General features: G+C 72.3%; 18 protein-coding genes. 1 reads left to right on the top strand and 17 read right to left on the bottom strand.

What is annotated here, in order from left to right:
- Window positions 1–95 precede the first annotated feature (95 nt).
- Window positions 96–623, top strand: a complete 528-nt coding sequence (locus tag IF04_RS0110215) for a DinB family protein (protein WP_030253775.1) — start codon at window positions 96–98, stop codon at window positions 621–623.
- A gap of 90 nt (window positions 624–713) precedes the next feature.
- Here the strand turns inward: IF04_RS0110215 and IF04_RS0110220 are convergent, their stop codons facing one another.
- The 17 genes from IF04_RS0110220 to argC form a co-directional block, all read right to left on the bottom strand.
- On the bottom strand, window positions 714–1,832 hold the full coding sequence (locus tag IF04_RS0110220; RefSeq protein ID WP_030253777.1) for a winged helix DNA-binding domain-containing protein: 1,119 nt from the start codon (window positions 1,830–1,832) through the stop codon (window positions 714–716).
- Window positions 1,833–1,928: 96 nt separating this feature from the next.
- The gene (locus tag IF04_RS0110225) at window positions 1,929–2,933 is read right to left on the bottom strand and encodes an acyl-CoA dehydrogenase family protein (protein ID WP_030253779.1); all 1,005 of its coding nucleotides are present in this window, start codon (window positions 2,931–2,933) and stop codon (window positions 1,929–1,931) included.
- A gap of 5 nt (window positions 2,934–2,938) precedes the next feature.
- The gene (locus IF04_RS0110230) at window positions 2,939–4,099 is read right to left on the bottom strand and encodes an acyl-CoA dehydrogenase family protein (RefSeq protein WP_030253782.1); all 1,161 of its coding nucleotides are present in this window, start codon (window positions 4,097–4,099) and stop codon (window positions 2,939–2,941) included.
- 45 nt (window positions 4,100–4,144) lie between these two features.
- A complete protein-coding gene (locus tag IF04_RS0110235) occupies window positions 4,145–4,906 on the bottom strand; it encodes a thioesterase II family protein (RefSeq protein ID WP_211259785.1) in 762 nt (253 codons plus the stop codon).
- Entirely contained in the window at window positions 4,903–6,162 is a 1,260-nt protein-coding gene (locus tag IF04_RS0110240; RefSeq protein ID WP_030253787.1) for a cytochrome P450, read from the bottom strand. The genes IF04_RS0110235 and IF04_RS0110240 overlap by 4 nt, the downstream gene beginning before the upstream one ends.
- A 187-nt stretch (window positions 6,163–6,349) precedes the next feature.
- Window positions 6,350–7,081 carry a sulfotransferase-like domain-containing protein gene (locus IF04_RS0110245; protein ID WP_030253790.1) on the bottom strand — a complete coding sequence of 244 codons (732 nt, stop codon included), beginning with the start codon at window positions 7,079–7,081 and terminating at the stop codon, window positions 6,350–6,352.
- A 34-nt stretch (window positions 7,082–7,115) separates the two neighbouring features.
- Window positions 7,116–7,997: a RimK family alpha-L-glutamate ligase gene (locus IF04_RS0110250; RefSeq protein ID WP_157847635.1), complete on the bottom strand. Its 882-nt coding sequence runs from the start codon at window positions 7,995–7,997 to the stop codon at window positions 7,116–7,118.
- A gap of 66 nt (window positions 7,998–8,063) precedes the next feature.
- Window positions 8,064–9,098, bottom strand: coding sequence for a BtrH N-terminal domain-containing protein (locus IF04_RS0110255; RefSeq protein WP_030253795.1), 1,035 nt, complete (start codon window positions 9,096–9,098; stop codon window positions 8,064–8,066).
- Window positions 9,095–9,760: a hypothetical protein gene (locus tag IF04_RS0110260; protein WP_051831007.1), complete on the bottom strand. Its 666-nt coding sequence runs from the start codon at window positions 9,758–9,760 to the stop codon at window positions 9,095–9,097. The genes IF04_RS0110255 and IF04_RS0110260 overlap by 4 nt, the downstream gene beginning before the upstream one ends.
- 11 nt (window positions 9,761–9,771) lie before the next feature.
- Entirely contained in the window at window positions 9,772–10,521 is a 750-nt protein-coding gene (locus tag IF04_RS0110265) for a 2OG-Fe dioxygenase family protein (RefSeq protein WP_030253799.1), read from the bottom strand.
- A 225-nt stretch (window positions 10,522–10,746) separates the two neighbouring features.
- Window positions 10,747–16,044, bottom strand: coding sequence for a type I polyketide synthase (locus tag IF04_RS0110270; RefSeq protein WP_078600102.1), 5,298 nt, complete (start codon window positions 16,042–16,044; stop codon window positions 10,747–10,749).
- A 1-nt stretch (window position 16,045) separates the two neighbouring features.
- A complete protein-coding gene (locus tag IF04_RS0110275; RefSeq protein WP_245654350.1) occupies window positions 16,046–16,261 on the bottom strand; it encodes an MbtH family protein in 216 nt (71 codons plus the stop codon).
- Between the two features lie 158 nt (window positions 16,262–16,419).
- Window positions 16,420–20,988, bottom strand: coding sequence for a non-ribosomal peptide synthetase (locus tag IF04_RS0110280; RefSeq protein ID WP_078600104.1), 4,569 nt, complete (start codon window positions 20,986–20,988; stop codon window positions 16,420–16,422).
- A gap of 34 nt (window positions 20,989–21,022) precedes the next feature.
- Complete coding sequence (locus IF04_RS0110285; protein ID WP_030253804.1) at window positions 21,023–21,844, bottom strand: SDR family oxidoreductase; 822 nt, start codon at window positions 21,842–21,844, stop codon at window positions 21,023–21,025.
- Window positions 21,844–23,007, bottom strand: coding sequence for a M20/M25/M40 family metallo-hydrolase (locus tag IF04_RS0110290; RefSeq protein WP_051831009.1), 1,164 nt, complete (start codon window positions 23,005–23,007; stop codon window positions 21,844–21,846). Before IF04_RS0110290 ends, IF04_RS0110285 begins: the two co-directional genes overlap by 1 nt.
- A complete protein-coding gene (locus tag IF04_RS0110295) occupies window positions 23,000–23,917 on the bottom strand; it encodes a [LysW]-aminoadipate kinase (protein WP_245654351.1) in 918 nt (305 codons plus the stop codon). Before IF04_RS0110295 ends, IF04_RS0110290 begins: the two co-directional genes overlap by 8 nt.
- 88 nt (window positions 23,918–24,005) lie before the next feature.
- A complete protein-coding gene (argC, locus tag IF04_RS0110300) occupies window positions 24,006–24,986 on the bottom strand; it encodes an N-acetyl-gamma-glutamyl-phosphate reductase (protein WP_030253811.1) in 981 nt (326 codons plus the stop codon).
- Window positions 24,987–24,997 lie beyond the last annotated feature (11 nt).

The raw sequence follows: 24,997 nt of genomic DNA on the forward strand, positions 1-24,997 counted from the left end.
TCGAACTGGCCAACTATGTGGTCGGTCGACTACGCAGCGGAGTCGGGTCCAGTAGCATCGGGCGCGGAATTGACCCACCCCGACAGGAGTGCTGGATGGCCTGGCGCGCGGAAGCGCTCGACCAGCTCGACCTTTACTGGGAGCACCACCTCATGCCCCGGCTCGCTGGTCTGACCGACGCCGAATACCACTGGGAGCCGGTGCCGGACTGCTGGACGGTCCGGGCCGCCCCGGACGGCCGGGCGAGATTCGACTGGGCGGAGCCGGTCCCGGAGCCGCCACCCGTGACCACGATCGCCTGGCGGCTGGCCCATGTCGCCTTTCATGTGCTCGGCATCCGGGCCAGCGTGCACTTCGGTGACGGTTCGCTGACCAATGACAGCGCGGTCCTCCCGCTCACCGCCGAGGACGGGCTGCTGTCGCTGTGCGAGCAGTACAAGATGTGGCGTGACGGGGTCGTCTCGCTCGACGAGGCGGAACTGTGGCAGCCGATGGGCGAGGCGGAGGGCAAGTGGGGGAACCGGCCGATGGCGACGCTGGTCCTGCACGTCAACCGTGAGGTCATGCACCACGGAGCGGAGATCGCCCTGCTGCGCGACCTCTACCGCGCCCGCTTCTCGTGACGGCGAAGGCCGCGCCGGCAGACACGATGCGCTCGTCTGCCCGGCGCGGCCTTCTTCACCGTCACGGCCCCGTCTGCGGAGCAGCCGTTGTCACTTGATACGGACCGACAGGCTGCTCAGACCGCTCGCGCGTGCCACGCGTGCCGCTTCCTTCTCGATGTCCTTCTGCGGCAGCCGGCCGATGTCCGGGAACGGGGTCACGACCAGTTCCGTGCCGTCGATCTCCCACACTCCGGCCGTGCTGCCGTTCAGTACGACGATGGGGGAGATCCAGCCGGCGGCGCGGCTCACCGCGGACCGGTGCTCCGCCGGCAGCAGCGCCTCGTCCTTGGTGCCCGGTCCGAGCAGGTACTGGTCGAAGCCGCCGAGCAGCCGGACCCCCGTGCACGGGGCGATGTCGGCCAGCTCGTCCGCGTGCTCCGTCAGCATCACCGTCTTGCGGCCTTCGACGTCGACTTCGGTGAGCCGGTCGCCCATGTCCGCGAACCAGCGGCGCAACCGCGGCTTGCTCGTGCTGTTGAGTGTCAGCCAGCGGTCGAACACGTCGGGCGAGGCCGGGCCGTACGCGCCCAGGTAGGCCGAGATGACGACGGGCGCGGCCTCGTCGGCGTCGGGGATCTTCTGCCAGGCCGCCCCGAACTGGCTCGCCGGCGAGGTGAAAGTGATCTTGTTGCCGCGGTTCGGGCCGTGGCACAGCACGCCGCGCCAGGCCAGCGGTTTGAGCACCGAACCCCACCCCGACCGCAGGCGCTCCTCCATGCTCGCGAACCGCTTGTCGGCGACGAGCTTGGTGACCATCTCGTCCCGGGTGAGCACCGCGCCACCGTCGAGGATGGCCCCCACCTCGTCGGTCAGCGCGTCGATCTGCTCCGGGCTGACACCGGAGGCCCGCTGCCAGGACGGCTTGAGCCAACTGCCGGCGGACGCCATCAGCGACAGGTACGGGCCGGCCTCACCCGGCGGCAGCAGATGGAGAGTCTGGCGCATGGCCCAGGTCTTCATCAGCGTGCCGTCGGCGACATCCCGATTGACGCTGTCCTTGTCGGGTGTCGACTGCCGCAATGCCACGGCCGTCTCGGCGGAACTCCAGACCTGAGCCTGCACACCCGCCAGTCTGCTCACGATCTCGCTCGCACCGAGCTCGGCACGAGGATCCAGGTACTGACGCCGCATCCGCCAGGCCGCGACCTGCCTCCAGCTGACCTTCACGCCGCCCCTCCCGGTCGACAGATCCTCAGACTGCACGTCACCCTACACCGCAAGACCACACACAGCTCCGGTTTCGCATGAGAACCGACAGCGGGGTCAGGCGGCCGATGCAGCTTCCCGCCACAGCTCGGCGGGGGTGCCCCAGCGCACGGACTCGGCGCAGACCAGGCGGTACGCCGTCGCCGCAGTCGAGTGCGCGAGCATGCCCCGTACGCCATGGAGTTGGAGTGCGGTGCGACTGGCGAGCTGGGCGTGTTCCGCCGCTGCCGCCAGTATGGCCGCGCCTGATGTCCGCCGGCCGCTGTCGTATTCCCAGGCCGCCTTGTGCAGCGCCAGGCGCCAGCCGTCCGCCTCGCCCGTCAGCAGCGCCAGCCGGTGGGCGACCGTCTGCCGTTGGACGAGCGGCTTTCCGGACTGCATACGGGTGTTGACGTGAGTGCGCGCCACCGCCACGATGCGGTCGGCCATGCCCAGCAGCAGTGCCGCCTGGCGGATCCTCGCCGCCGCACGAGCCCGCTCCCACCGGTCCGCGGGCACCGGCAGTGGCACGGCGGCGGCCCCGTTGAACCGCAGTCGCGCGGCGGGCAGTCCGAAGTGCTCGAAGGACTCGGCGGAGCACGTGCCGGCGTCCGGGAACACGAGGTGCCACTCGCTGACACCGTCCTCGTGCACGGCGCGTACGACGCACAGCGCGATGTCGCCGCGCGGCAGCGGCTCCGACTCGCCCGACAGCCGACCGGCCGCGTCCACGCGCACCTCGGAGGGCACGCGCACGCCGGCCGGCACCGCCTGGCGCAGGCCCTTGTACAGGTCGGCGAGGATCCCCGACAGGCGGTCGGTGTCCACACCGTCGCTGTCGAGCATGTCGAGCGCGAACGCGGTGTCGCGGTGACTGCCGAGGGGCTCCAGCGCGTACCCCAGGCGCTGGTTGATCACGACGTCGGCGGAGAGGCCCAGCGCCAGACCGCCGAGGCGTTCCGGCGCGGTGAGGGTGGGGATGTCGATGGTCGCGAGTTCGGCGGCGAGATCACCGGTGCGGGTGAGCACCGTGTCCACCGCCTTGCCCAGGCTCTGCTGGAGCGGGTCGGGTCGCAGGTCCATGGCGCTCAGTCCTCTCCGTTGCCGGTGCCGAAGACCCGGGCACTGCTGACGATGTCGAGCATGACCTCCGACGCGCCGCCGGAAATGGTCATCCCTGGTGCCTCCCGCAGCGCCGCCTCGAGCGTGCGGGCCCCGGCATCGGTTCCGGGCTCCAGTACGCCGGGGCCGAGCGTGTCCAGCGCCCACCACGCGATGCGCTGGGCGGTCTCGCTGCAGTGCCACTTCGCGAAGGACGATTCGGCGATGTCGGCATTGCCTTCCTGCAGGTTCTGCAGGACCTGGCAGCTCAGCAGCTTGCTGGCCTCGATGCGTATCCGGTGGCGGGCCAGCCCGGCGAGGGCGGTGTCGGACGGCTGCCCGCCGGGTGCGGTGAGGCGTTCGGCGGCCAGGTCCAGCCAGTGGCGTCCCCGCGCGTAGTAGTCCAGCCCGGTGCGTTCCGCGGCGAACATCTGCGTGATGAGCGACCAGCCCTCACCGGTGGTGCCGAACAGCGCGTCGTCGTCCACCCGCACGTCGGTGAACCAGATGTCGTTGAAGTGCTCGTCGGCCAGGCTGGGGAGGGGGCGGATGGTCACGCCGGGCGCGTCCAGGGGGACGAGGAACAGCGTGATGCCCTCGTACTGGCTGCTGTTCGGGTCCGTACGCACCGCGCACAGCGCCAGGTCGGCGTAGGCGCTCTTGAGGTTGTAGGTCTTGCGTCCGTTGATGACCCAGCCGTCGCCGTCGCGGGTGGCGCTCGTGGTGATGCCGGCCAGGTCGGAGCCGTTGCCCGGTTCGGTGAACAGGATGCAGGCGATGCGCTGCGCCGCCGCCATGGCCGGCAGCAGTGTCTTGCGCTGCTGCTCGCTGCCCGACGCCAGGATCAGCGAGCCGACGTTCAGCACGGAGATGCAGTACAGGTTCTGCGGGATGCCGCGGGCGACCAGTTTCTCCAGCAGCGCCACGGTCGCGGTGAAGTCGGCGTCCCTGCCACCGTACTCGGCCGGCCAGGACGGCGCGAGAATGCCCGCGCTTCCCAGGTGCCGGTACAGCTCGCGGACGTCACCGTCCAGCCCGTCCTCCCGGGCGCGCACGGCCGCCAGCAGCCGTGCCGTCTCGGGGGAGTTCAGTACCTCGTCGACCTCGGCCGCGAAGTCGGCGGTCTCCCGTGGAATGTCGAACTCCACGCTCTCACTCCTTGTCGGTAGTTCCGGGCCCGCGTGCCGCGGCCGTCAGATGCCGCGGAGGACCGCGTGGACCCTCCGCAGGATCTGGGACCGGTGTTCGGTGAGGAAGAAGTGCCCGCCCGGCAGCACGGACAGCTCGAAGCGCCCCGACGTCTGGTCCGCCCAGGGCCGCATGGCCGACGGTGGCACGTCGGGGTCGCTGTCCCCGCACCAGGCGGTGACCGGACACGACAGCGGCCGTCCCGAAGTGCACCGGTAGTTCTCGATCATCGCGAAGTCCGCCCTGATCATGGGCATGAGCAGGTCCAGCAGCTCCGCGTGCCCGAAGACCGACTCGTCCGCGTGACCGTAGTCGCGCAGCATCTGGATGAACTCGGCACGGGGGAGGTCGCTGACCCGGCCACGGGGACGGGCGATCGTCGGCGCGGGCCGGCCGGTCACGAACAGGTGGCGCACGGGCTGGCCGAGGGCGGCCAGCCGCCGGGCGGTCTCGAAGGCGAGGATGGCGCCCATGCTGTGTCCGAACAGCACCGCTTCGGTCGGCTCGGACGCGATCGCCTCGGCGGTCTCGTCCGCGAGCCGGTGCATGTCGGTGGCCGGCGGCTCGGACATCCGGACGCCGCGGCCGGGGAGTTGCACCGGCACCAGCTCGACCGGGCCGGTGAACTCCTTCTCCCAGTCGGCGTAGTACGTCGAGGAGCCGCCCGCGAAGGGGAAGCAGTACAGGCTGTGGCTTGCCGTGGCGGAGCGGAAGCGGTGGTCGAACCAGAGCCGTGTGTCGCCCCGGGGCACCGGGTGACCGCTCACCGGGCCGCGACCTTACGGGGAGTCATGCGCACCGGCATGCTCTTGAAGCCCGGCACGAAGTGCGAGGCCACGTGCCCGATCTCGCCGGCGATCTCGATGGTGTCCACCATGTCCAGCAGCTCTTCGAGGAATATCCGCAGTCCCCGCCGGGCCAGTCCGGCCCCGATGCAGTAGTGCGGCCCCACCCCGAACGCGACGTGCTGGTTGGGCCGCCGGGTGACATCGAAGGTGTACGGGTCGGGGAAGACCCGCTCATCGCGGTTGGCGGAGCCGAGCCAGGCGCTGACCGGCTCACCCGCCCGTATCGTCTGTCCGCCCAGCTCCACGTCGTGCACGGCGTACCGCATGAGCGCGGTGACCGGCGAGGCCCAGCGCAGGACCTCTTCGAGGCAGGACTGATGGAGGTCGGGGTTCTCCCGCACCGCACGGAACTGCTCGGGGTGCTCGGCCATCAGCGTGAAGAGCGTGCAGAGCGCGTGCGGCGTGGTGACGTTGGCCCCGATGAGGAGCACGAAGCCGTTCAGCAGCGCCTGCCGCTCCGACAGCGGGCCCTCCGTGAGGTCCATCGCCCGGAGCACGCCCATCACATCGGGCTTGGAGTCGTCGCGGGTCCGGCGCTGGAACTCCTCGCGGAAGTACTCGAACAGCTCGTGCCGGGCCTGGCGCACGGTGGCCTGGGCGCTGCCGGTGGAGTACGACGGATCGTCGTACGCGATCGTCATCATGGTCAGCTCCACCATCCGTTCCCAGGATTCGGCGGGCAGGCCCATGAGGGTGCCGGTGACGGCCATCTGGAACATCATGGTGGGCGTGGCGATGTCGTACACATCGGCCTCGAGCGCCGGGCGGAGCGTGGCCCGCGCCAGTCCGCGGATGAGCTCCTCGTGCTCGGTGACCACCGGCGGGCCGAACGCCTTGTTCAGCGGCTCCCGGAACTCCCGGTGGCGCGGCGGGTCGGTGTCGGCCAGCATGTCGTCGGTCGCGACGTCCGCCGTGTCGAGGTCGATCACACACAGGATCGTGCCCCGGCGGGAGGTGAACTCCCCGTGGTTGCGCAGCACTCGGCTGACGTCCGCATGGCGGGTCACCACCCAGAACGGCTCCCGGCCCCCGCCCGGGTCCACGCGGTGGACCGGTGTCTCGTCGCGCATCCGGGCCCAGACGGCGTGCATGTCGGCCGAGGCGTGGAACCCGGAGTCGAGCAGCTCGGGACCCTGGAACTGCACCGGACAGAAGGGCGGCTTGGAAATAATCATCAACCGTGCCTCTCGGACATCACGCGAGTTGCCGTCGGTGTCGGTCGCTCCCGCGTCCACCGCCGCGGCCCGCTGTATCGTCGTTGCAGTGTCGTATGTGTAGTGTCTTGCGCTGAGGCAACAGTAACGGCGGAGACTATGCGAGACAACCTGTCACCCTCGCGCCCGCCGAAAGCGCCGCGATCCGTCACGTGCCGATCCGCAGGCGCTGCTCCCAGAGCTGCTCGTAGAACGGCAGGTGGTGTTCGTGGAGGCGGCGCAGCAGCGGGTCGTTGTCGATCGTGCGCGCGTAGGCACGCGGGCGCCGGCGCACGGTGGAACTCGCGCTGACGTCCGCGTGCCACGAGGCGGACTGGCGCCATTCCGCCCGGTCTCCCGGCTGCCAGTGCAGTGTGTCCTCCCGGTAGGGCAGGCCCACCGCGGCGCAGTACGCCCGAAGGGTGCTCTCCGGGCGGTCCACGAAGTCGTCGGAGTCCAGGACGATCGGCTGCCCGCCCGCCTCCAGGACCGCCTGGTGGATGCGGTGGAGATATTCGATGCCGACTTCATGCAGCGCCATGTCCGGCTTGAGTGCCGCGAACGACGGAATGATTTCCCGCGGATTCCGCAGCAGGAAAGTGTGGCGTACGCGCTTCAGAAAGTCCTGGCGCGCGAAGACGGCATCGTACTGACAGTCGGTGGTGTCCTTGAAGAACACGGTCCGGTGTCCGGAGAGGTCGAGCAGGACGTCCATCAAGTCGTCCGCGGATTCCACCGTACGGTCGCCGGCCCGGGTGCTGCCGTCGTTCACAATGTTGCAGAACGGCTCGTGCAGTGAGAGCACATCGGGGCGCTCCAGCATCGTCCGGAAGAACACCGTCGACCGGGAGCGGGGTGCGCTCCACAGTGCCAGCAGCGAATGGTCACCGGTCGCGCTCAACCGTGCCGCCCCCTCGTCGTCGCTCCGCAATTCTTCATGCCGTCTCCGCTGTTTCCAGGGCCGTCACTTCGTCGAGCACCCAGTCGACGATGAATCCCGGGACATCGATTCCCGTCGCGTCGATGGCACCGTGGAATTCGGGCGTGTGGTTGACCTCGTTCGCGTACATGCGGTGCTCCTGGTCGATCAGGAGGTCCACGCCGAGAAAGCCGCCGCCGACCGCTCGCGCCGCCGCCACCGCGAGTTCGGTGAGTTCCGGCGTGATCGGACAGGGCGTGGCGGCGCCGCCGATGGCGGTGTTGGTCCGCCAGTCGTCCACCGCGTTCTTGTAAATGGCGCACACCACGCGGTCCCCTGCGACGTAAGACTTGATGTCGCAGCCCGGCTTGTCGATGTGTTCCTGCAGGTAGAAGACGTGCTGCTGGGGATTGGGCAGCGCGGCGCGGTGTTCGAGGAGCGCCCGGCCCTGCTCCTCGTCATGGGCCCGCGCCGTCAGGTGCCCCCACGATCCCGTCACCGGTTTGACGACCACGGGATAACCGAGCTTGGGCATGGCGTCCAGCGCGGAGGGAATTCCCCAGGCGACCCCTGCCTGCGGCATCGGCAGCCCGGCGGTGTGGAATGCCAGCGCGGTACGGAGCTTGTCGCCGCAGACGTCCAGCACCTCCAGGCGGTTGAGGGTGGGGACGCCGAGGGCGTTGAGGGTGGCCGCGACGGAGGTGGCGCGGCCGTGGCCGACCTCGCGCATGAGGGCCGCGCGGTAGGGCGGCCGGCCACTGCCGAGGAGCACTGTCAGCTTCCTCGGATCGACGTGCTCATGGGGCACGCCGCGGGCGGCGAACGCCTCGAGGATGAGCCGTTCCTCCCGGCGGATCCGGGAGGCGACGACGGCTATCGGCATGTCAGTTCTGTCCACGGTTGCCTTCCCGATCGACGCCGTGCTTCCTGTGGTGGGGAGCTGTGCCCGAGGGCCGTCGGCCGGTCACGTCGCCTTGGACAGCGCGTCGGCCGCGCGTTCGACCTGGTCGAGCGCGATGTCCAGGCGGCGCACCAGTTCGGTGCTGTGCGCGCGCAGCTCGTCGAACCGCTGCCGTCCCCACACCCGCGCGTGCGCGCCCGTCATGCGCACACCCGTCCAGCCGTGGGCGACGGCATCGACGCCGGCCGCGGCCTCCGCGAGTTCCAGCACGCGCCACTTCTCGCCCTGCCGGCGGAGGAACTCCGCGTGCAGACCGGCCTGCGCCTGGATGTTCCAACTGATCACGTACAGCTCACTGAGCGCCTCGTCGGTGGCCTCGGTCCCCGGAGTGAGCGCACACAGCTCGTCCAGGTACCGCCGCAACCCCGCCATCCCGGTCTGGGTCTCTTCGGTGGAGCCCTGCCGGTACCGGGTGAGGTTGTCGCGGAGCACCTGGCCCACCCAGCCGGCGTCGGGCTCGGGCACGGGCCCCCGCATCCGGGCCTGGAGCCAGCGCCGGTTGCTGGGACTGGCGCTGAAGAACACGTCGGCGTCGTCGCGCGGGTTCGGTGAGCCCCAGGCGGCCAGGAAGTCGGGGATCGGGATGGCCCCCTGGAACCCCGGCGGCTGCGCGTCGGACACCAGCACCTCGGAGGCGGTGATCCCGCACACGACCAGCAGGTGCGCGGCGTGCACATCGTGGAAGGCGGGGCGGAAGGGCAGGTGGAAGTTGTCCACCGCGGCGATGGGCAGCACCCCGGCCGCCAGCGCGTTGCGCAGCTCGTCCAGCCCGTCGCCCGGCGCGCTCGCGTCGCTGCGGTGCCAGGCGGACTCGAACGGGTGGAAGAGGGCGAGCCGCTTGGCGAGCGAGTCGGGCGCCGCGAAGAAGTAGTACTCCTCCGAGGTCCAGTCTCCGGGCCGGCGACGGAACTCCCACGGCGCGCCCAGCACGGTGACCGGGTCGTGCCCGTCGTGCAGCAGCACGGTCGCCAGCGTGGCGTGCAGGCAACTGCCCAGGTCACGCGTCCACAGTGTCGGCTGTTGTGCGGTCCGGGTCATCGTGCCGCCCCGTCCGCGAGCCGTACGTCGATTCCGGTCAGCAGTGTGAGCGCGAAGACGTGCAGCGCGACGCACCGCGGCAGCCGCAGCGCCGTCGCCCGGCCGCGGCGCGGCATCCCGACCCGGGACAGCCACATCGTGGTGGGCAGCCCCTGTTGCACGTGGTGGGGGTAGTGCATCCGCTCGGTGCTGAACGCGGGCAGCTCACCGAATGCCGGGGTGCCGTCGAGGAAGTCCGAGACCCCCAGCCGGAGCGGATCGGCGGTGCCGTCCGCGTAGTGCGCCCAGAGGGTGTTCTCACTGCGCCGTTCCGATGCGGCGAGCAGATAGATCCAGTCGTACTGTCCCGGCGGAATCTCGATGACCTGTCCCTCGCACCGCACGTTGTCGCCTTCGGCGTGGGACCGCGCCCAGGCGAAGGGAATTCCGGCGATCTCGATACGGGCGCCGGGCGCGGGCAGCTCTTCCGCCGGGAAGGAGTTTCCCCAGGCGTTCAGCCGGCCGCTGTCCAGGTCCTCGGTGCTGGTGGTCGCCCGGTTGTTGAGCAGATCGTCAATGCTGATCAGACAGAATTCCGGGGCTGACGCCTTCCCGTGCAGTCTGTCCAGGAGGCGATCAGAAGGCGTGTGGGTGCGTATCGTATTGCTTGATATCTGACTCATCGAACCCCCGTTCACTGGAGAGATCTGTGAGTGCGCCCTGCCATGTCGGCGGGGTCGAGCACGGCGTTGAAGTCAACAATCAGGGTGTCCCGCCAGCTCGGCGCGGACGGATCCGCGGTCCGTATTTCGCTGACGGCATGCTCCATGGACGTATCGGAGAGCAGCAGGACCTCCAGCGGTTCCGTCATGGTGACGGTGTACTGCGGGTCCGGTTCGCCGCGCCGGAAGAGCTGGTTCTGGCCGCCGACGCACTGGTGACGGTCGATCAAGTGGATGGCCACATAAGCGTGGCCGTCCGAATGCCGTCCCTCCGGCGCGGGCTCCGAGCCCTCGTGGGGGTCGGCGAGGACACGGATGCAGTGGATGCCCAGTTCCCAGTCCTGCTTGCCCGCCGCCTCGTTGACGAGTGCGACGTTCTCCCGCAGTATCCGGGCCAGTTGGGGGCTGGACAGCGCTTCCTCGGTCAGCGGCTCGAATACCCGCAGTTGGTCGCCGAAGGCGCGGTTGACCGCCTTGCTCTGGAAGAACTCCGTGCCGTCCAGTGGCTCCAGCGTGCCGTCGCGGTGGGCCAGCACTCGTCCGTACCGGCGGTTGCGGCGGCAGCGGGCCGGGCCGAGGTACGCGTCCGGAACCAGCTCGTTCCACGAGGAGGCGAACCGCCGCCAGTCGTCTCCCTCGGCCGCTACCCGCAGCCGGCCGTGCGTCCAGCCGTGCTCGATGAGGGCGTCGGCGCGCAGATCTCCGGGCTTCGGCTTGTCCATCAGTGGCTTCCCCTCAGCGGTGCAACGTGAATGAGTGCCATCGACAGCGTTGCCGGGGCGGCAAAGCCCTGAGTCGTCCCGCCGCAGCATACTACATTCACTACATTGATGTCTTGCAGACTGTTGCCCTGACACCGCACACCGAACCGGCATCCGGGACCGTGGATGCACCGTCCCGGATGCCGGGTGCGGCGGGGCGGCGAGGTCGTCGCCGCCCCGGCCGGCTCAACCGGCGGTCGCCAGGACCTCCTGTCGTATCTCCGGGGCTTCGTCCGCGGCCTCCTCCTCGCCGCCGACCTCGGTGGCGAGGAACTCCGCCAGTGCGCGGACCGTCGGGTTGCTCCACAGGATCGTGGGCGGCAGGTCCACCGCGAAGCAGCGGTGCAGCCGCACCCGCAGGGCCACGGTGAGCACCGAGTCGACGCCGAGCTCCAGCAGCGGCCGGTCGATCGCGATGTCGTCGAGCGCGAGGTTGAGTTCGGCAGCCACCTGCTCGTGCGTCTCCGCCAGCACCTTCTCCGGCAGTTCCGCCGCCGGCACGGCCGACCAGTCGACGGCGTTGCCGGTGGTGTGCTCGGCCCCGGCGTCGGTGACCGACAACTGCGAGAACACCGGCAGCGTGTGCCCGGGCATCACCCGCATTACCGCGACGTACGGCAGTCCGAACCGGTCGGCGAAGTTCCAGCTGCGCAGCGCCTCGGTGACGGTGATCCCGCCGAGACCGCGGGACTCGGCCTCCAGGATCGTCGCCTGGCCGGTGGTCTCGCCCATGCCCCGGCCGATCCACTGGGCCCATGCGAAGCTGCTCGCACCGTACTCGCCCTGGGCCCGCCGCAACGCGGCCAGCCCGTCCAGGAAGGAGTTCGCCGATGCGTAGCTGACCTGGCCGGTGAGCCGGGCCAGTTGGCCGCATGAGGAGAACATGGTGAAGAAGTCCAGCGTGCCGGCCGGGAACAGCCGGTGCAGGACCATGGCGCCGTCGGCCTTCGGGCCCATCGTGGTGTCCAGGTTCACCGCGCTGGACTTCTCCACGAGAGCGTCGGACACCACGCCGGCGCAGTGGACGATGCCGCGTACCGGCGGCATGTCCAGCGCACCGGGGTCGAGCGCCCTGGCCGTCGCTTCGGCGTCGGAGATGTCCAGCCGCAGCACCCGCACCGTGGCGCCGGCCGCTTCGAGGGCGGCCACCGCGGCCACCTGCGCGGCCACGGCCGGCTCGCTCACCCGGTCCCACTCGGACCGCGGCGGCAGCCCCCGACGGCCGATCAGCACCAGCCGGCGCGCGCCCTGCTCGACCAGGTAGCGCGCGGCTTCCAGACCGAGCGCTCCCAGGCCACCGGTGATCAAGTAGGTGCCGTCCGGGCGGCACTCCACCGGCTCGCGCTCGGCGGGCCGCTCGACCCTCCGCAGCCGGGCGGCGTCCACACCCTCCGGGGTGAGCGACAGCACGTCCTCCGTGGGCGGCAGGGCACCGATCACCCCGGCCGCCGACGCGGCCTCGGCGGCCTCGGCGACATCGATCAGGCCACCCCACAGGTCGGGGCGTTCACCTGCGACGATACGGCCGGCTCCCCACAGCGGGGCGTGTGCCAGCGCGGCCTCCGTACGGCCTTCGCGCACGCCCTGGGTGAGCGCCCACACGGTGGGCCGGTGCTTCTCGTCCGGGATCGCGGCCACCTGCTGCACCGCGTCGAGCAGCGCTTGCGCGCACCGCCGGGCCGCCTGCTCGGGAGCCTCGCCCGCGAGCAGCGCCGGGGGCGCCACGATCACCGCGTCGCCCGCGGCGAGCCGGCCGTCGGCGATGGCTGTGGCGTCCTGCGCCGTACGGCTCTCCACGCCACGCGCGGCCAGCGCCTCGACCAGCGCGGCACCGCCGGCCGGGTCGCCCACCAGCAGGGCCTGCCGCGGTACGGGCGCGTCGGCCGGCACCTGCACCGGCTCCCAGGCCAGCTCGTGCACCAGGTCGCGCGGGCCGACCGCGCCGGAGCCGACGTCCTGCACCTTGATGTAGCGCAGCCCCCGGGCCTCGCACACCACCGTGCCGTTCTCGTCGGCCACCACCATGTCGATGGTGTCCGGCGTGCGCGGGTCACTCGTGGTGTGCACCAGGATCCGCGGCGGCGGGGCGCCGCGGAAGGCCAGCGACTCCAGGTGCGAGCAGGTGCGCAGCACGGACGAGTCCTCGGACATCACCAGCACGCCGCTGGCGGTCAGCGCGGCGTCGACCACCGCTGTCCAGCTCGACGGGTGCAGCTTCGGGGTGTGGTCCACGGTCACCGTGGCCAGCTGCTCGCCGTCGCCGCGGACCAGCTCCTCCACCACCCAGGGGAAGGTGTAGCCGTCCACGCCCATCGTCCGGAAGATCCCGTCGACCTTGGACCAGGTCCAGGAGACCGGGCAGCGGGCCCGGATGGCGTCCGGGTCCTCCAACGGGACGGCCCCGACCACCGGTTCGCGTACGACGGTCGCGGTGGTGTGGGTCAGCCACTCGTCGTCATGAGCGCCGCTCTCCTGGTCGCGCTTGATGCGGCTGGCGAGCCTGACCTTGTCCTGCTCCATCACGACCTGCACCACGCGTGTGGGGTGCGCGGCGAGCGGGATGCGGAACACGATGTCGCGCAGCCCGTAGGCCACGTCGTCGTCGCCGGTGGCGGCGGCGATGAACGAGTTGAGCACCACCGAGGCGGGCACCGTCTCCACGCCGACGACCTTGTGCGACTGGGCGTAGGGGCGGTTGGACATGTCCAGTTCGGTCTGCCAGACCCGCTGCACCGGGGCGCTGGCGACAGTGGTGTGCGCGCCGATCAGCGTGTGCTTCTCCGGGTCGTGGCCCCGGCCGGCACCCTGCTCCGGCGGCTCGTCCGGGAAGATCCAGTACGGCCGGTGCTGCCACTTCACCGCCGGGACGTCCACCAGCTCACCGGGGTACGACCAGGCCACCGGGGCACCCAGGCAGTGCAGCCGGGCCAGGTTGGCCAGCACGGTGCGCTGCTCCGGCTGGTCCCGGCGCAGGGTGACCGCGACCTGGGCGTCGGAGATCCCCGCGTCCAGCGCGGTCTCGGTGACGGAGTGCGCCACCACCGGGTGCGAGGAAACCTCCAGGAACACCCGGGCGCCGTCGTCCAGCGCGGCCCGTACCGCCTGGTGGAAGAGGACCGGGTCGGCCAGGTTGGCGGCCCAGTACGCGCCTTCGCGGGGGGTGTCGGAGCGCGGGTCCGCCAAGGCGGTGCTGTACAGCCGGACATGGGGCGTGCCGGCGCGCAGTTCGCCGGCGGCCTTGCGTACCTCGTCCAGCACCTCGCGCACATGCGGGCTGTGGAAGGCCACGTCGGTGTTGACCCGGCGCGCGGTGATGCCTTCGGTCTCCAGCTCGGCAATCAGCGCCTCGACCGCCTCGGTGTCGCCGGACACCACGGTGGAGTGCGGGCTGGCGGCGATCGCGGCGACCACGCCGTCCCGGCCCGCCACCCGCTGCTCGACGTCGGCGAAGGCCATCGGCACCATCGCCATGGCACCCCGCCCGGCGACCTGCTCCAGAGCGCGGGCGCGGCGGCAGGCGAACCGTGCGGCCTCGGCGCGGCCCAGGCTGCCGGCCACCGTGGCGGCGGCTATCTCACCGACCGAGTGCCCGATGACCGCACCCGGGCGCAGGCCCAGTTCGAACCACACCTCGGCCAGGGCGACCTGCATGGCGAAGGTCATCGCCTGGGTGCGGGTCACCGTCCACGGGCCGCCCGCCTCGATGGCCTCCCGCGGGGTCCAGCCCAGCTCCTCCGCGAACACCGAGGCCAGTTCGTCGATGACCCGGGCGAACACCGGCTCCGTCGTGAGGAGTTCCTGTCCCATCCCGGACCACTGGGAGCCGTGCCCGGAGAACACCCAGACCGGACCGGCGGCGTCGTTGCCGGCGAAGGCCGATGCCGCGCCGAGGGCTGTGGCGGGCGACTTCTCGCCGTCCGCCAGCGCGTCCAGCCCGGCCAGCAGTTCCTCGGTGCCGTCGGCCACCACGGCCACGCGGTGGGCCAGGTGGGAGCGGCGGTCGGTCAGCGTGTGCGCCAGCGAGTCCAGGTCGGTGCCGGGGTGCTCGCGCAGCCACGCCGCGACCGAGCCGGCCAGGGCGCGTACGCCCTTCTCGGACGCCGCCGACACCGGGAACACCCAGGGCCGGGCAGTGGCCGTGCTGCCGCTCCGGCGGCCGGACCGCTGCGGGGCGGGCGGCTGCTGGAGCACGGCGTGCGCGATGGAGCCGCCCACGCCGTAGCTGGAGACACCGGCGCGCCGGCCGTGCTCGCCCGCCGGCCACGGCGTCGGCTCGCCGACCAGGCGCAGCCCCTGGGCCTCCAGGCGCAGTTCCGGGTCCACCTCGTCGTGCAGGCTGGGCGGCAGCTCGCCGTGGCGCATGCTCAGCAGCACCTTGATGACACCGGCGATGCCGGAGGCGGCCTCGACATGGCCCACGTTCGGCTTGAGCGTGCCGATCAGCAGCGGGTCGCCGGCGTCCCGGCCGGGGCCGAAGACGCTGCCGATCGCGCGGGCCTCTGCGGCGTCCCCGAGCCGGGTGCCGGTGCCGTGTGCCTCGACGTACTGCACGGTGCGCGGGTCGATGCCGGCCCGCTGGTAGATCTCGCGCAGCATGCGCTGCTGGGCCTCGCTGTTCGGCGCCATCATGCCGTCGGAGCGGCCGTCCTGGAAGACACCGCTGCCCATCACCAGGCCGTGCACCGGATCGCCGTCGCGGACCGCGTCGGACAGCCGCTTCAGGACGACGACGCCGCCGCCCTCACCACGCCCGTAGCCGTCGGCCGACTTGTCGAACGCCTTGCTGCGCCCGTCCGGTGAGGTCGCGGAGGCCGCGTCCAGGGCCACCACCAGGGCGGGGGAGGCCATGATGTTGATGCCGCCGACGAGCGCGACGCCGGTCTCCCCGGACCGCAGGCCCTGGCAGGCCACGTGCAGTGCGGTCAGCGAACCCGCGCAGGCGGTGTCCACGGCCATGCTCGGACCGCGCGCGTCCAGGAAGTACGAGATCCGGTTGGCGATGCCGTAGAAGGTGGTGCCGTTCACCGCCCAGGCTCCGGTGCGCTCCAGGTCCTCCAGCAGCCGGCGCCCGTAGTCGTTGGAGTTCGCCGAGACGTACACACCGGCGTCGCTGCCGGCGAGCGAGGTCGGCGGCAGTCCGGCGTCGCACAGCGCCTCCCACGCCAGCTCCAGCATGATCCGCTGCTGTGGGTCGATGTACTCGGCCTCGCGCGGCGTGATCTGGAAGAACTCGGCGTCGAAGCCCTCGATGTCCTGCATGAACGCGCCCTTGCGGGTGGTCCGGCGCAGGATCGCGCGGGTCTGCGGGTCTCTCTCGTACGAGTCCCAGCGGCGGGCCGGCATCTCGCCCACCGTGCTGCGTCCCGTGCGCAGCGACTCCCAGAGCTGTCCGGGGGTGTCGAGGTCGGGGGCGAACCGGCAGCTCATGCCGATCACCGCGATGGGCTCTTCGGGGTCAGGGGTCACCGGCGGGGTCTGCTCCATCTCAGCCAACCTGTACATCTCCCTCGGCAATGGCGCGGCGCAGGCTCAGCGGCCGCATATCGGTCCACACCTCGGCGATGTGGGTCAGGCATTCGTCCTTGGGGCCTCCGAAACCCTCCGCGGCCCAGCCGCTCGGGATGTCCTGCCCGGCGGGCCAGATCGAGTACTGCTCCTCGTGGTTGCGCACCACGAGATACGTGCGCTCCTCCGTGCTCACCTTCACTCCCATCGATCACAGGCATATCGATCACAGACATGGGGTCTCGTTCTTCGGTGTGCGGCTGGGGCTGGGCATCCTCCCGGTCGGTTCCGGCAGCGGATACGGGTGGTCGCGACCGCTGCGGTCCGGCGGCAGCGGTCGGGATGGTCGACGGGTCAGGACGCGGTGAGCGTCCTGATGTACCCGGCCAGTTGGGCCGGGGTGTGCAGGGCCCGCGTGCGCAGCAGCTCGCCGAGCTCGTCCGGGGCGGCGAAGCGGCGCAGGGTGCGGGGGGCGGCGGCGGACGGGTCCGCGGCCAGTCGGTCGGCGGCCTGGCCGGCGATGCCGGCCACCCAGACCCGGCTCGGGTCCAGCCCGGCCACGAGGGAGTACCACTCGCGGTCCGGGCAGGGCCGCAGGGTGTGGCCCGCCGCCCGGATCGCCGCCACCAGGTCACGGGTGTGGCCGATGGTGTCCGGGACGGCGTTCACGAAGCGGGCGCCGGCTTCGGTGTGGCCGTGGCCGGCGAGCGTCACCGCGTGCGCCACGGCGTCCGCGGGCAGCGCCTGGAACAGCTCGTTGCCGTCCAGCGCGAAGCTTTCCGGGAAGCTGCCGGTCTCCACCATCGCCCGGGACCAGCTCCACACCGCGTCGGCCGGGTTGATCTGGAACCGCCGCTGGTCACCGAAGACGCTGGGAATTCGCACGACCGTGACCGGCACGTCCAGTTCGGCGGCCCACTCCGTGTACCGCTCGGCCACGGCCTTGGACCGCACGTATCCGTTGGCCGCCGACGGCAGCGCGGACAGCGGGCCGGACGGCACGGTGGAGCCGGGCGGGTAGGCGGCGGAGTCGAAGACCGAGCTGGTCGACACCAGCGTGAGCGCTGACCGGCGGCCACGGGCCGCCAGCTCCAGCAGACCGGCCATGCTGTGCGTGTTGGCCGCCGCCAACTGATCGTACGGATAGACGTGGTTGACCCAGGCGGCGACGTGCAGGATCCGGCCCGCCCGCTCGGCGAGCCGGTCGCGGTCCGCCACGGCCAGGCCGAGCCCTTCGGCGGCGATGTCGCCGTCCACCAGCTCCAGCAGCGGCGCGTGCTCCGCCCGCCACAGCCCCAGCTCGGCCATCCCGGACACCAGTTGCCCGCGGCGGGCCGCACCACCGCGGACCAGGCACACCACGTGGGCCCCCGCCGCCAGCAGATCGGCCAGCACGAACCGCCCGACGAAGCCGGTGGCGCCGGTGAGCAGCACGGTGTTCGGGTCGGCGGCGGCGCGCCGGCCGGGACGGGGGATCCCGGCGACGCGCGCGGACAACTCGGCGCGTACCTCGGCCAGTTCGGCGCCCTGTGCGGCGTCCGGACCGGGTGCCGCGGTGGTCGCGGCGGCGCGCACCTCGTCCACCGCGTCGGCGAGCGGCTGGAGCTGGGGATGGCGGAAAAGGGTGTCCATCGGCACGTCCACACCGAGCTCGGCGCGGATCCGGGCCACCATGCGCATCACCATCAGCGAGTGCCCGCCCAGCTCGAAGAAGCTGTCCTCGCCGCCGACCGCGGGCACGCCCAGCAGCTCGCACCAGATCGCGGCCAGCTCGCGGGCGGTTTCGCCGCGCGGTGCCGCGCCGCGCGGCCCGGCCGGTGCGGCCCGGTCCCGGCGGTCGGCCAGCGCCTCGCGGTCCAGCTTGCCGTTGCGGGTCAGCGGCAGCTCGTCCAGTACGGTCACCGAGGCCGGCACCATCCACTCCGGCAGCGAGCGCAGCAGCGCCCGGCGGATGCCGGAGCCACTGGTCGACGCGTCCGCGGCCGGTACGACATAGGCCGCCAGGGTGGCCGCGCCGACCCGGTCGCGCTCCAGCACCACGGCGGACCGGCCGACGACGTCGAGCGCGTCGAGCGCCGCCTGCACTTCGCCCAGCTCGATGCGGTGCCCGCGCACCTTCACCTGGTCGTCGCCGCGGCCCAGGTAGACCAGCTCGCCGTCGGCGCGGCGTACGGCCAGGTCGCCGCTGCGGTACAGCCGGGCGCCCGGACGGTCGCTGAACGGGTCGGCCGGCATCCGCTCGGCGGTGAGCCCGGGGTTGGCCACGTACCCCAGGCTCACCCCGTCGCCGCCGACGCAGATCTCCCCGGGCACGCCGGTGCCGACCGGGCGCAGCGACTCGTCCAGCAAGTACAGGGACAGGTCCGCCAGCGGCTCGCCGATCAGTGACGCGGGCTCGTCCAGCTCGTCCTCCCGTACCCGCCGCGCGGTGACGTGCACGGTGGTCTCGGTGATGCCGTACATGTTGATCAACTGCGGGCGCTGGTCGCCGTGTGCCCGCACCCACGGGCGCAGGGAAGCGTGCTGGAGCGCTTCGCCGCCGAACACGACGTACCGCAGCGCGGTCGGCGCAGACTGCTCCAGCAGGGCCTGGCTCACCTGCCCGAAGGCGGAGGGGGTCTGGCTCAGCACGGTGACCTGCTCGGCCAGCACCAGTTCGGCGAAGACGTCCGGGGCGCGGGTGATCCACTGCGGTACGACCACGAGCCGGGCCCCGTGCAGCAGCGCGCCCCAGATCTCCCAGACGGAGAAGTCGAACGCGTAGGAGTGGAACAGCGTCCACACGTCGTCCGGCCCGAGTTCCAGGTGCTCGTCGCAGGCTGCCAGCAGCCGCAGTACGTTGCGGTGCGTGACGAGCACGCCCTTGGGCCGGCCCGTGGAGCCCGAGGTGTAGATCACGTAGGCGGGCGCGTCCGGCGGCACCTCCGCAGCGGCCGGCCCGGGCGCGGCGGCCTGCCACGCCGGGTCCTCCCAGTCCAGCACCAGGACCTCGGGCCCGCCGGAGCCGGCGTCGCCCAGTGCGGGCGCCGCCGCGGTGGCCGGGGTGACCAGCACCGTCCCCACCCGGCACTCGGCGAACTGCCCGGCGGTGCGGTCGGCGGGGTTGTCCGGATCCACCGGCAGATAGGCGGCCCCGGTGCGCAGTACGCCGAGCACGGCGGCCGGCAAGTCCACGCCGCGGTCCATGACCAGGCCGACGATGCCGCCCGGACCCACTCCGCGAGCCTGCAGGGCCGCCGCGATCCGGTCGGCCCGCGCGGAAAGCTGCGCGTAGCTGAGCCGTTCCCGCTCGTCGGAGACCGCGAGGGCGTCGGGCCGCCGCGCGGCCTGCGCGGCGAACGCACCGTGCAGCGTCCCCGCGTCCGGTACGGAACCGGCGGCCGCAACGGCCGCGGACAGTCCGCGGGCCGGGATCACCGCGCGCTCGTCGGGTGCCAGCATGTCCAGGTCCGCGACGGGCACGTCCGGTGCCGCCAGTCCGGCGCGGAGCAGCGCCTCCAGCCAGCGGGCCCAGCGGGCCACCGTGGCCTCGTCCAGCAGCTCGTCGTCGTAGGGCAGATAGCCCACCACCTCGTCGCCCTCGCACCACAGCTCGGCCATCAGGTCGTAGTGCGTGGCACCGCCGTCCAGCTCGGCGAAGGAGACGTCGACGCCGGGCATCCGTGGCGGGGTGGGGGAGCCGTCGCGCAGCGAGAAGGAGGTCTGGAAGACGGGCGTCCCGCCGGGGCGGCGCGCGGACTGCAGCTCGCGCACCAGCATGTCGAACGGCAGGTCCTGATGGGTCAGCGCGTCGGCCAGGGCCGCACCGGTGCGGCTCACCAGGGTGTGCAGGTCCGGCCGGTCACCGACGCGGACATGGATGGGCAGCCAGTTCAGGAAGTACCCGATCATCTGCTGCATCTCCGGCCGGGGCCGCCCCGCCACCGGCACGCCGACCACCAGCGACTCGGTACGCACCAGCCGCGACAGCAGCGCGAAGTAGCCGGCGAGGAAGGCACCGAGCAGTGTGGTGTCGTGCTGCTTGGCCAACTCCCGCAGCCCGGCGACCAGTTCTGCGTCGAACCGTACGTGGTGGAACCGGCCCTGACTGCCGCGGATCGCCGGCCGGGGCCGGTCCACCGGCAGGTCCAGGGTGTCCGGGGCGCCCGCCAGCCGCTCCCGCCAGTGCTCCAGGGTGCGCTTCATCGTCACGCCGTCCACCGTGGCCCGCTGCCACTCGGCGAAGTCGGGGTAGTGCACCTCCAGCGGGGCCGGTTCCGCCCCCTCTCCGCGCTCCTGGGCGTACAGCTTGCCCAGGTCGTCCAGGAGGATCCCCAGCGACCAGTTGTCGGAGACGATGTGGTGCTGCACCACCGCCAGCAGATGGCTGCGCTCCCCGGTCCGGTAGAGCGTGCAGCGCACCAGCGGCCCCGTTGTCAGGTCGAAGTCCTCGGTGACCAACTGGGAGGCGTGCCGCCGGGCCGCACCCGCCGGGTCGTCCGCGCCGCGGCAGTCGATGGCCTCCAGCGGGAGCGCCATCTCGTCCAGGACGAGTTGGTACGGGTGGCCGTCGCGCTGCCGGAAGACCGTGCGCAGCGACTCGTGCCGCCGGGCGAGCCGCTGGAACGCCCGCCCCAGCGCCCCGGCGTCCAGCTCGCCGTCCAGCCGCAGCGCGACCGGCACATGGAAGATCTCCCGCCGGGTCAGCAGTTCGTACATGAACCACAGCCGCTCCTGCTCGAAGGAGCAGGGGGCCTCGGCGGCGCCGCCGGCCCGGCGGGTGATGCCGAGGTCGACGCCGCGGCGGGCGAGCATCCGTTCCACCAGGCGGCGCTTCTCCGGGCTGAGCGCGTTCAGCCGGGAGCGCAGCGTGTCCAGTCCGGGCTGGGCCGCGCCGTCCACCGGTGCGTCCGGCCGGGGCCGCGACTCGGTCGGCAGATCCATGGCGGGGAACTCCTTGTCGGTCGGTGGGTCCCGTTCAGTGGGCGGTGAAGCCGCCGTCGACCACCAGCTCGGTGCCGGTGACGCCGCCGGAGTGCGGGCCGGCCAGCCACAGGCAGGCGGCCGACACCTCGGCCGCCGTGATGAGCCGGCCGATCGGGTGCAGCGCAGCGGAGGTGCGCTCGTAGTCCTGGAGTCCGGCGCCCATCTCGGCGGCCACCGCACGGGTGCTCCGGGTGTCCAGCGTCGAGTCGTCGGCCACGGTGCTGGGGGAGACCGCGTTCACCAGCACGCCGTGCCGCCCGTACTCCAGCGCCATGGCCTTGGTCAGCCCGACCACGCCGTGCTTGGAGGCCACGTAGTTGGCATACCTCTCGAACCCCACCCGCGCGCCGGTGGACGCCGTGTTCACGATGCGTCCGCCGCCCTGGCGGACCATGTGCGGCAGCACCGCCCGGCAGCATCGCCAGGTCCCGCTGAGGTTGACGTCCAGCGCGAGCTGCCACTGCTCCTCGCTGAGCTCGTGTGTCAGCCGGCCGCCCGGGCCCAGTACGCCGGCGTTGTTCAGCAGCACATCGATCCGGCCGAACTCGTCCAGACCGGTGTGCACCGCCTTGTCCACGGCGGCCTGGTCGCGCACGTCGGCCACCGCGGTCAGCACCCGGGCCCCGAGCCGGCGGCAGGCGTCGGCGGTCTCCTCCAGCGCGCGCCGCCCGGCCATCGGATACGGCCCGCCCTCCGGGTCGCAGCGGTCGACCAGGATCAGGTCCGCGCCCTCCCGGGCGAAGGTCAGCGCGTGCGAACGGCCCAGCGCACGGGCCGCGCCGGTGATCATGGCGACGTTCCCGTCGAGCAGCATCAAGCCTCCAGGGAGTCGGGTCGGGGGGCCGGCACCGGGACGGCCCGGTCCTGCTGCGCCGCGGCGGCCAACTGCCGCGCGAGCCGGGGCAGCGCCAGGGCCAGTACGTCGATCGCGCGGTACAGGGAGCTGAGCGGGATGTGTTCGTCGGCGGTGTGGTCGAGGTGGGCGTCACCCGGTCCGTAGGCGGCCATGGGGACACCCCACGGAGCGAGCGTGTTCATGTCCGAGGTGCCCGCCTTGCGTTTCAGTGTCGGCCTGGCCCCCTGGGCGGCGATCGCGGAGCGGAGGTTGCTCACCACGGGGTCGGCCCGTGGCCGGCTCACCCCCGGAACCCGCTCGTCCACCCAGATCCGGCTGTGCGGAAGGCTGCGGGCGAAGCGCTCCAGCGCCGCGAAGTCGAAGCCGGGCGGCACCCGGCAGCTCAGATACGCCTCGGCCCGCGCCAGGTCGCCGTGCAACCGGGTGAGCGTGCCGGCGGCGACACCGAACGCGACCGGATCGCGGTCCGGTGACAGCCCGAGCAGATACTCCTGCACCGCACGGGCGAACGCGGCGGCCCGCTCCACGGCGGTCGGCTCCGGGCTGCTGGTGTGCAGGGGCGGCTGCTGTATCTCGTACCCGATGCCCGTACGGCCCTTGTAGCCCAGGCACACCCCGTCCCAGCCGCTCGGTTCGCCGATCACCAGCGCCGCCGGCGGCGGCACGGTCGCCAGCACGTGCCGGGCCCCGCGCGAGCCGGGTACCTCCTCGCCGACCGCGCCGATCACGTGCACCCGCACCTGCCGGCTGCGCGCCGCCGCACAGATCATGGTGATCATGGAGCCCTTGGCGTCCACCGCGCCCCGGCCGTACAGCAGGTCCCCGACCTGACACACCGGCACCCGCCCGGGCACGGTGTCGATGTGGCCGAGCAGCATCACCGTGGGGCCGGTGGCCGGGCCGGTCACGCCGTGCACGTTCCCGACCTCGTCGACATGCGCATCGAAGCCGAGCGCCGCCATCTGGTCGGCCAGGAAGCCGGCCACCGCGAGCTCCTGGCCGGAGACCGAGGGAATGCTGAGCGCGGTCCGCAGCAGCCACGCCGGATAGTCCTCCAGCAGGGCGTCCGGGCCGACCCGGGGAGCGGCGATCCGGGTGGCGGTGCGCTGCCGGTCACTCATCCCGCTCCCCTTCGCGCACCCAGCTGCCGGCGCCGGCCATCGCCTGCCGGATGGGCCGGTGCCGGTGCGCGGAGGCGATGGCCACCCGCTCGACGCTCCGGCTGGCCCGCAGTCCCGCCCGCACCTTGTGGCGCATCCGGCCGCGCACCGCGCCCTCTTCCAGGTGGTGCGGGCCCACCTCGGGGATCCGGCTGACCGGGTCGGCGGGGTCGGCCAGCACTCCGGGCACGCCGGTGAGCAGCACCAGCGCCGAAGCCTCCAGGGCGACGGCCAGCCGGGCGGCCACCTCGTCGGCGTCCACATTGAGCAGGTTGCCTTCGGCGTCACTGGCGGGCGGGGACACCACGGGGACCTCTCCCCGGGCCAGCACCGCCTGCACCAGAGTGGGGTCGACGTGTTCGATACGGCCCGACCGGTCGTCGCGGATCAGCACGGTGCGCCCGTCCTGCACCGACCGGATGGCAGGCTTTCGCGTCGCGGTCAGCAGTGCGCCGTCCGCACCGCTCAGCCCCACCGCCCGCGCACCGCGCGCCCGTAACCCGCTGACCAGCCGTGGCTTCACCCGTCCGAGCAGGGCAAGGGTGAGGACATCGAGCATGGCTTCGTCCGTGCGCCGACTGTGCGTGCCGTCCGGGGACTTGATGACCCGGTGCGCCACGCCGAGCTGTCCGGCCAGCTCGTCGGCGGGGTCGCCGCCCCCGTGCACCAGCACCGCCGGCCGGCCCGCGGCGGCCAGCTCGGCCACCTCGTCCAGCACCTGTTCCGGATCGGCGCCGCCGCCGATCTTGACCACGATCACCCCGTCGGGGGCGGAGCCGCCGGTCAACGCGCCGCCCGCCGTGTCCCGTGCCAGGTCTGCCGCCACGTCCCCGCCCACCTCCCCCTCGCGTACGCGTCCCCGTGCCGTCACGTCCCGCTCTCTCCGATCAGGTCCCGCCCCGAGATCGGAGCCCACTCCGATCAGGTACCGCTCGCCGGTCAGGTATCGCTCTCCGGTCTCAGGCCGGATGCAGGCCCGGGAAGTCCAGTCCCGCGTCCTCGGGCAGACCGCGGGCCACGTTGAGGCTCTGCACCCCGCCGCCCGCCGCCCCCTTGACCAGGTTGTCGAGCGCGGCCACCAGTACGATGCGGCGGCCGTCCTCGTCGACCGCGCAGCCGATGTCCGTGAAGTTGGTGCCGCCCAGGAACTGCGGGTCCGGCATCCTGTGCACCCCGCGGCCGCGCGCGATCACGCGCACGAACGGGCTGTCACGGTAAGCGCGTTGCAGCACCCGCAGTACGTCGCGGCGGGTGACCGGCTCGGGGGGCGTGACGTGGCAGATCACCTGCAGGCCCCGCACCGCCGGGACGGCCGTCACCGTCATCCGTGCCCGCACTCCGGCCAGTTGGGCGATCTCGGCCTCGTGCCGGTGCCCGGCGGGCCGGTAGACCCGGAAGGCGTGGCCGCGCTCCGCGTGGTGCGAGGACGCGGTCGGCTCGGCCCCGGAGCCGGACGAGCTGGCCCGGGCGTCCACCACCACATCGCCCGCCACCAGACCGGCCCGTTGCACGGGGGCGAGGGCGAGTACGGCGGCGGTGGCCGTACAGCCCGGCACACTGATCCGCTCGGCACCGGCCAGCTCGTCCGCGAACAGCTCGGGCAGGCCGGTGCGGTACGGGCTGCCGGACGCCGAGCGGGCACCCGCCCGGAAGTCCGGGCTCAGGTCCACGACCGTCCCGGCCCGCTCCGCGACCTCGGCCTCCACCTCGGCGGAGGCCCCGGCCGGCAGCGCCAGGAAGACGGTGTCCACCCGGTCCAGCTCTTGCGGGGACCGGAACGTCAGCCCGAGGTGCTGGAGGTTGGGATGCACCTCGGCGACCGGCCGACCCGCGTACCGGCGCGAGACGGCCTGAGCCAGCTCCAGCTCCGGATGGGCGTGCACCAGGCGCAGCAGTTCCCCGCCGGTGTAGCCAGCCGCACCGAGAACACTCGTCTTCATGGGCCACTCCT

Source organism: Streptomyces violens, assembly GCF_000717745.1.
Classification (GTDB): Bacteria; Actinomycetota; Actinomycetes; order Streptomycetales; family Streptomycetaceae; genus Streptomyces; species Streptomyces violens.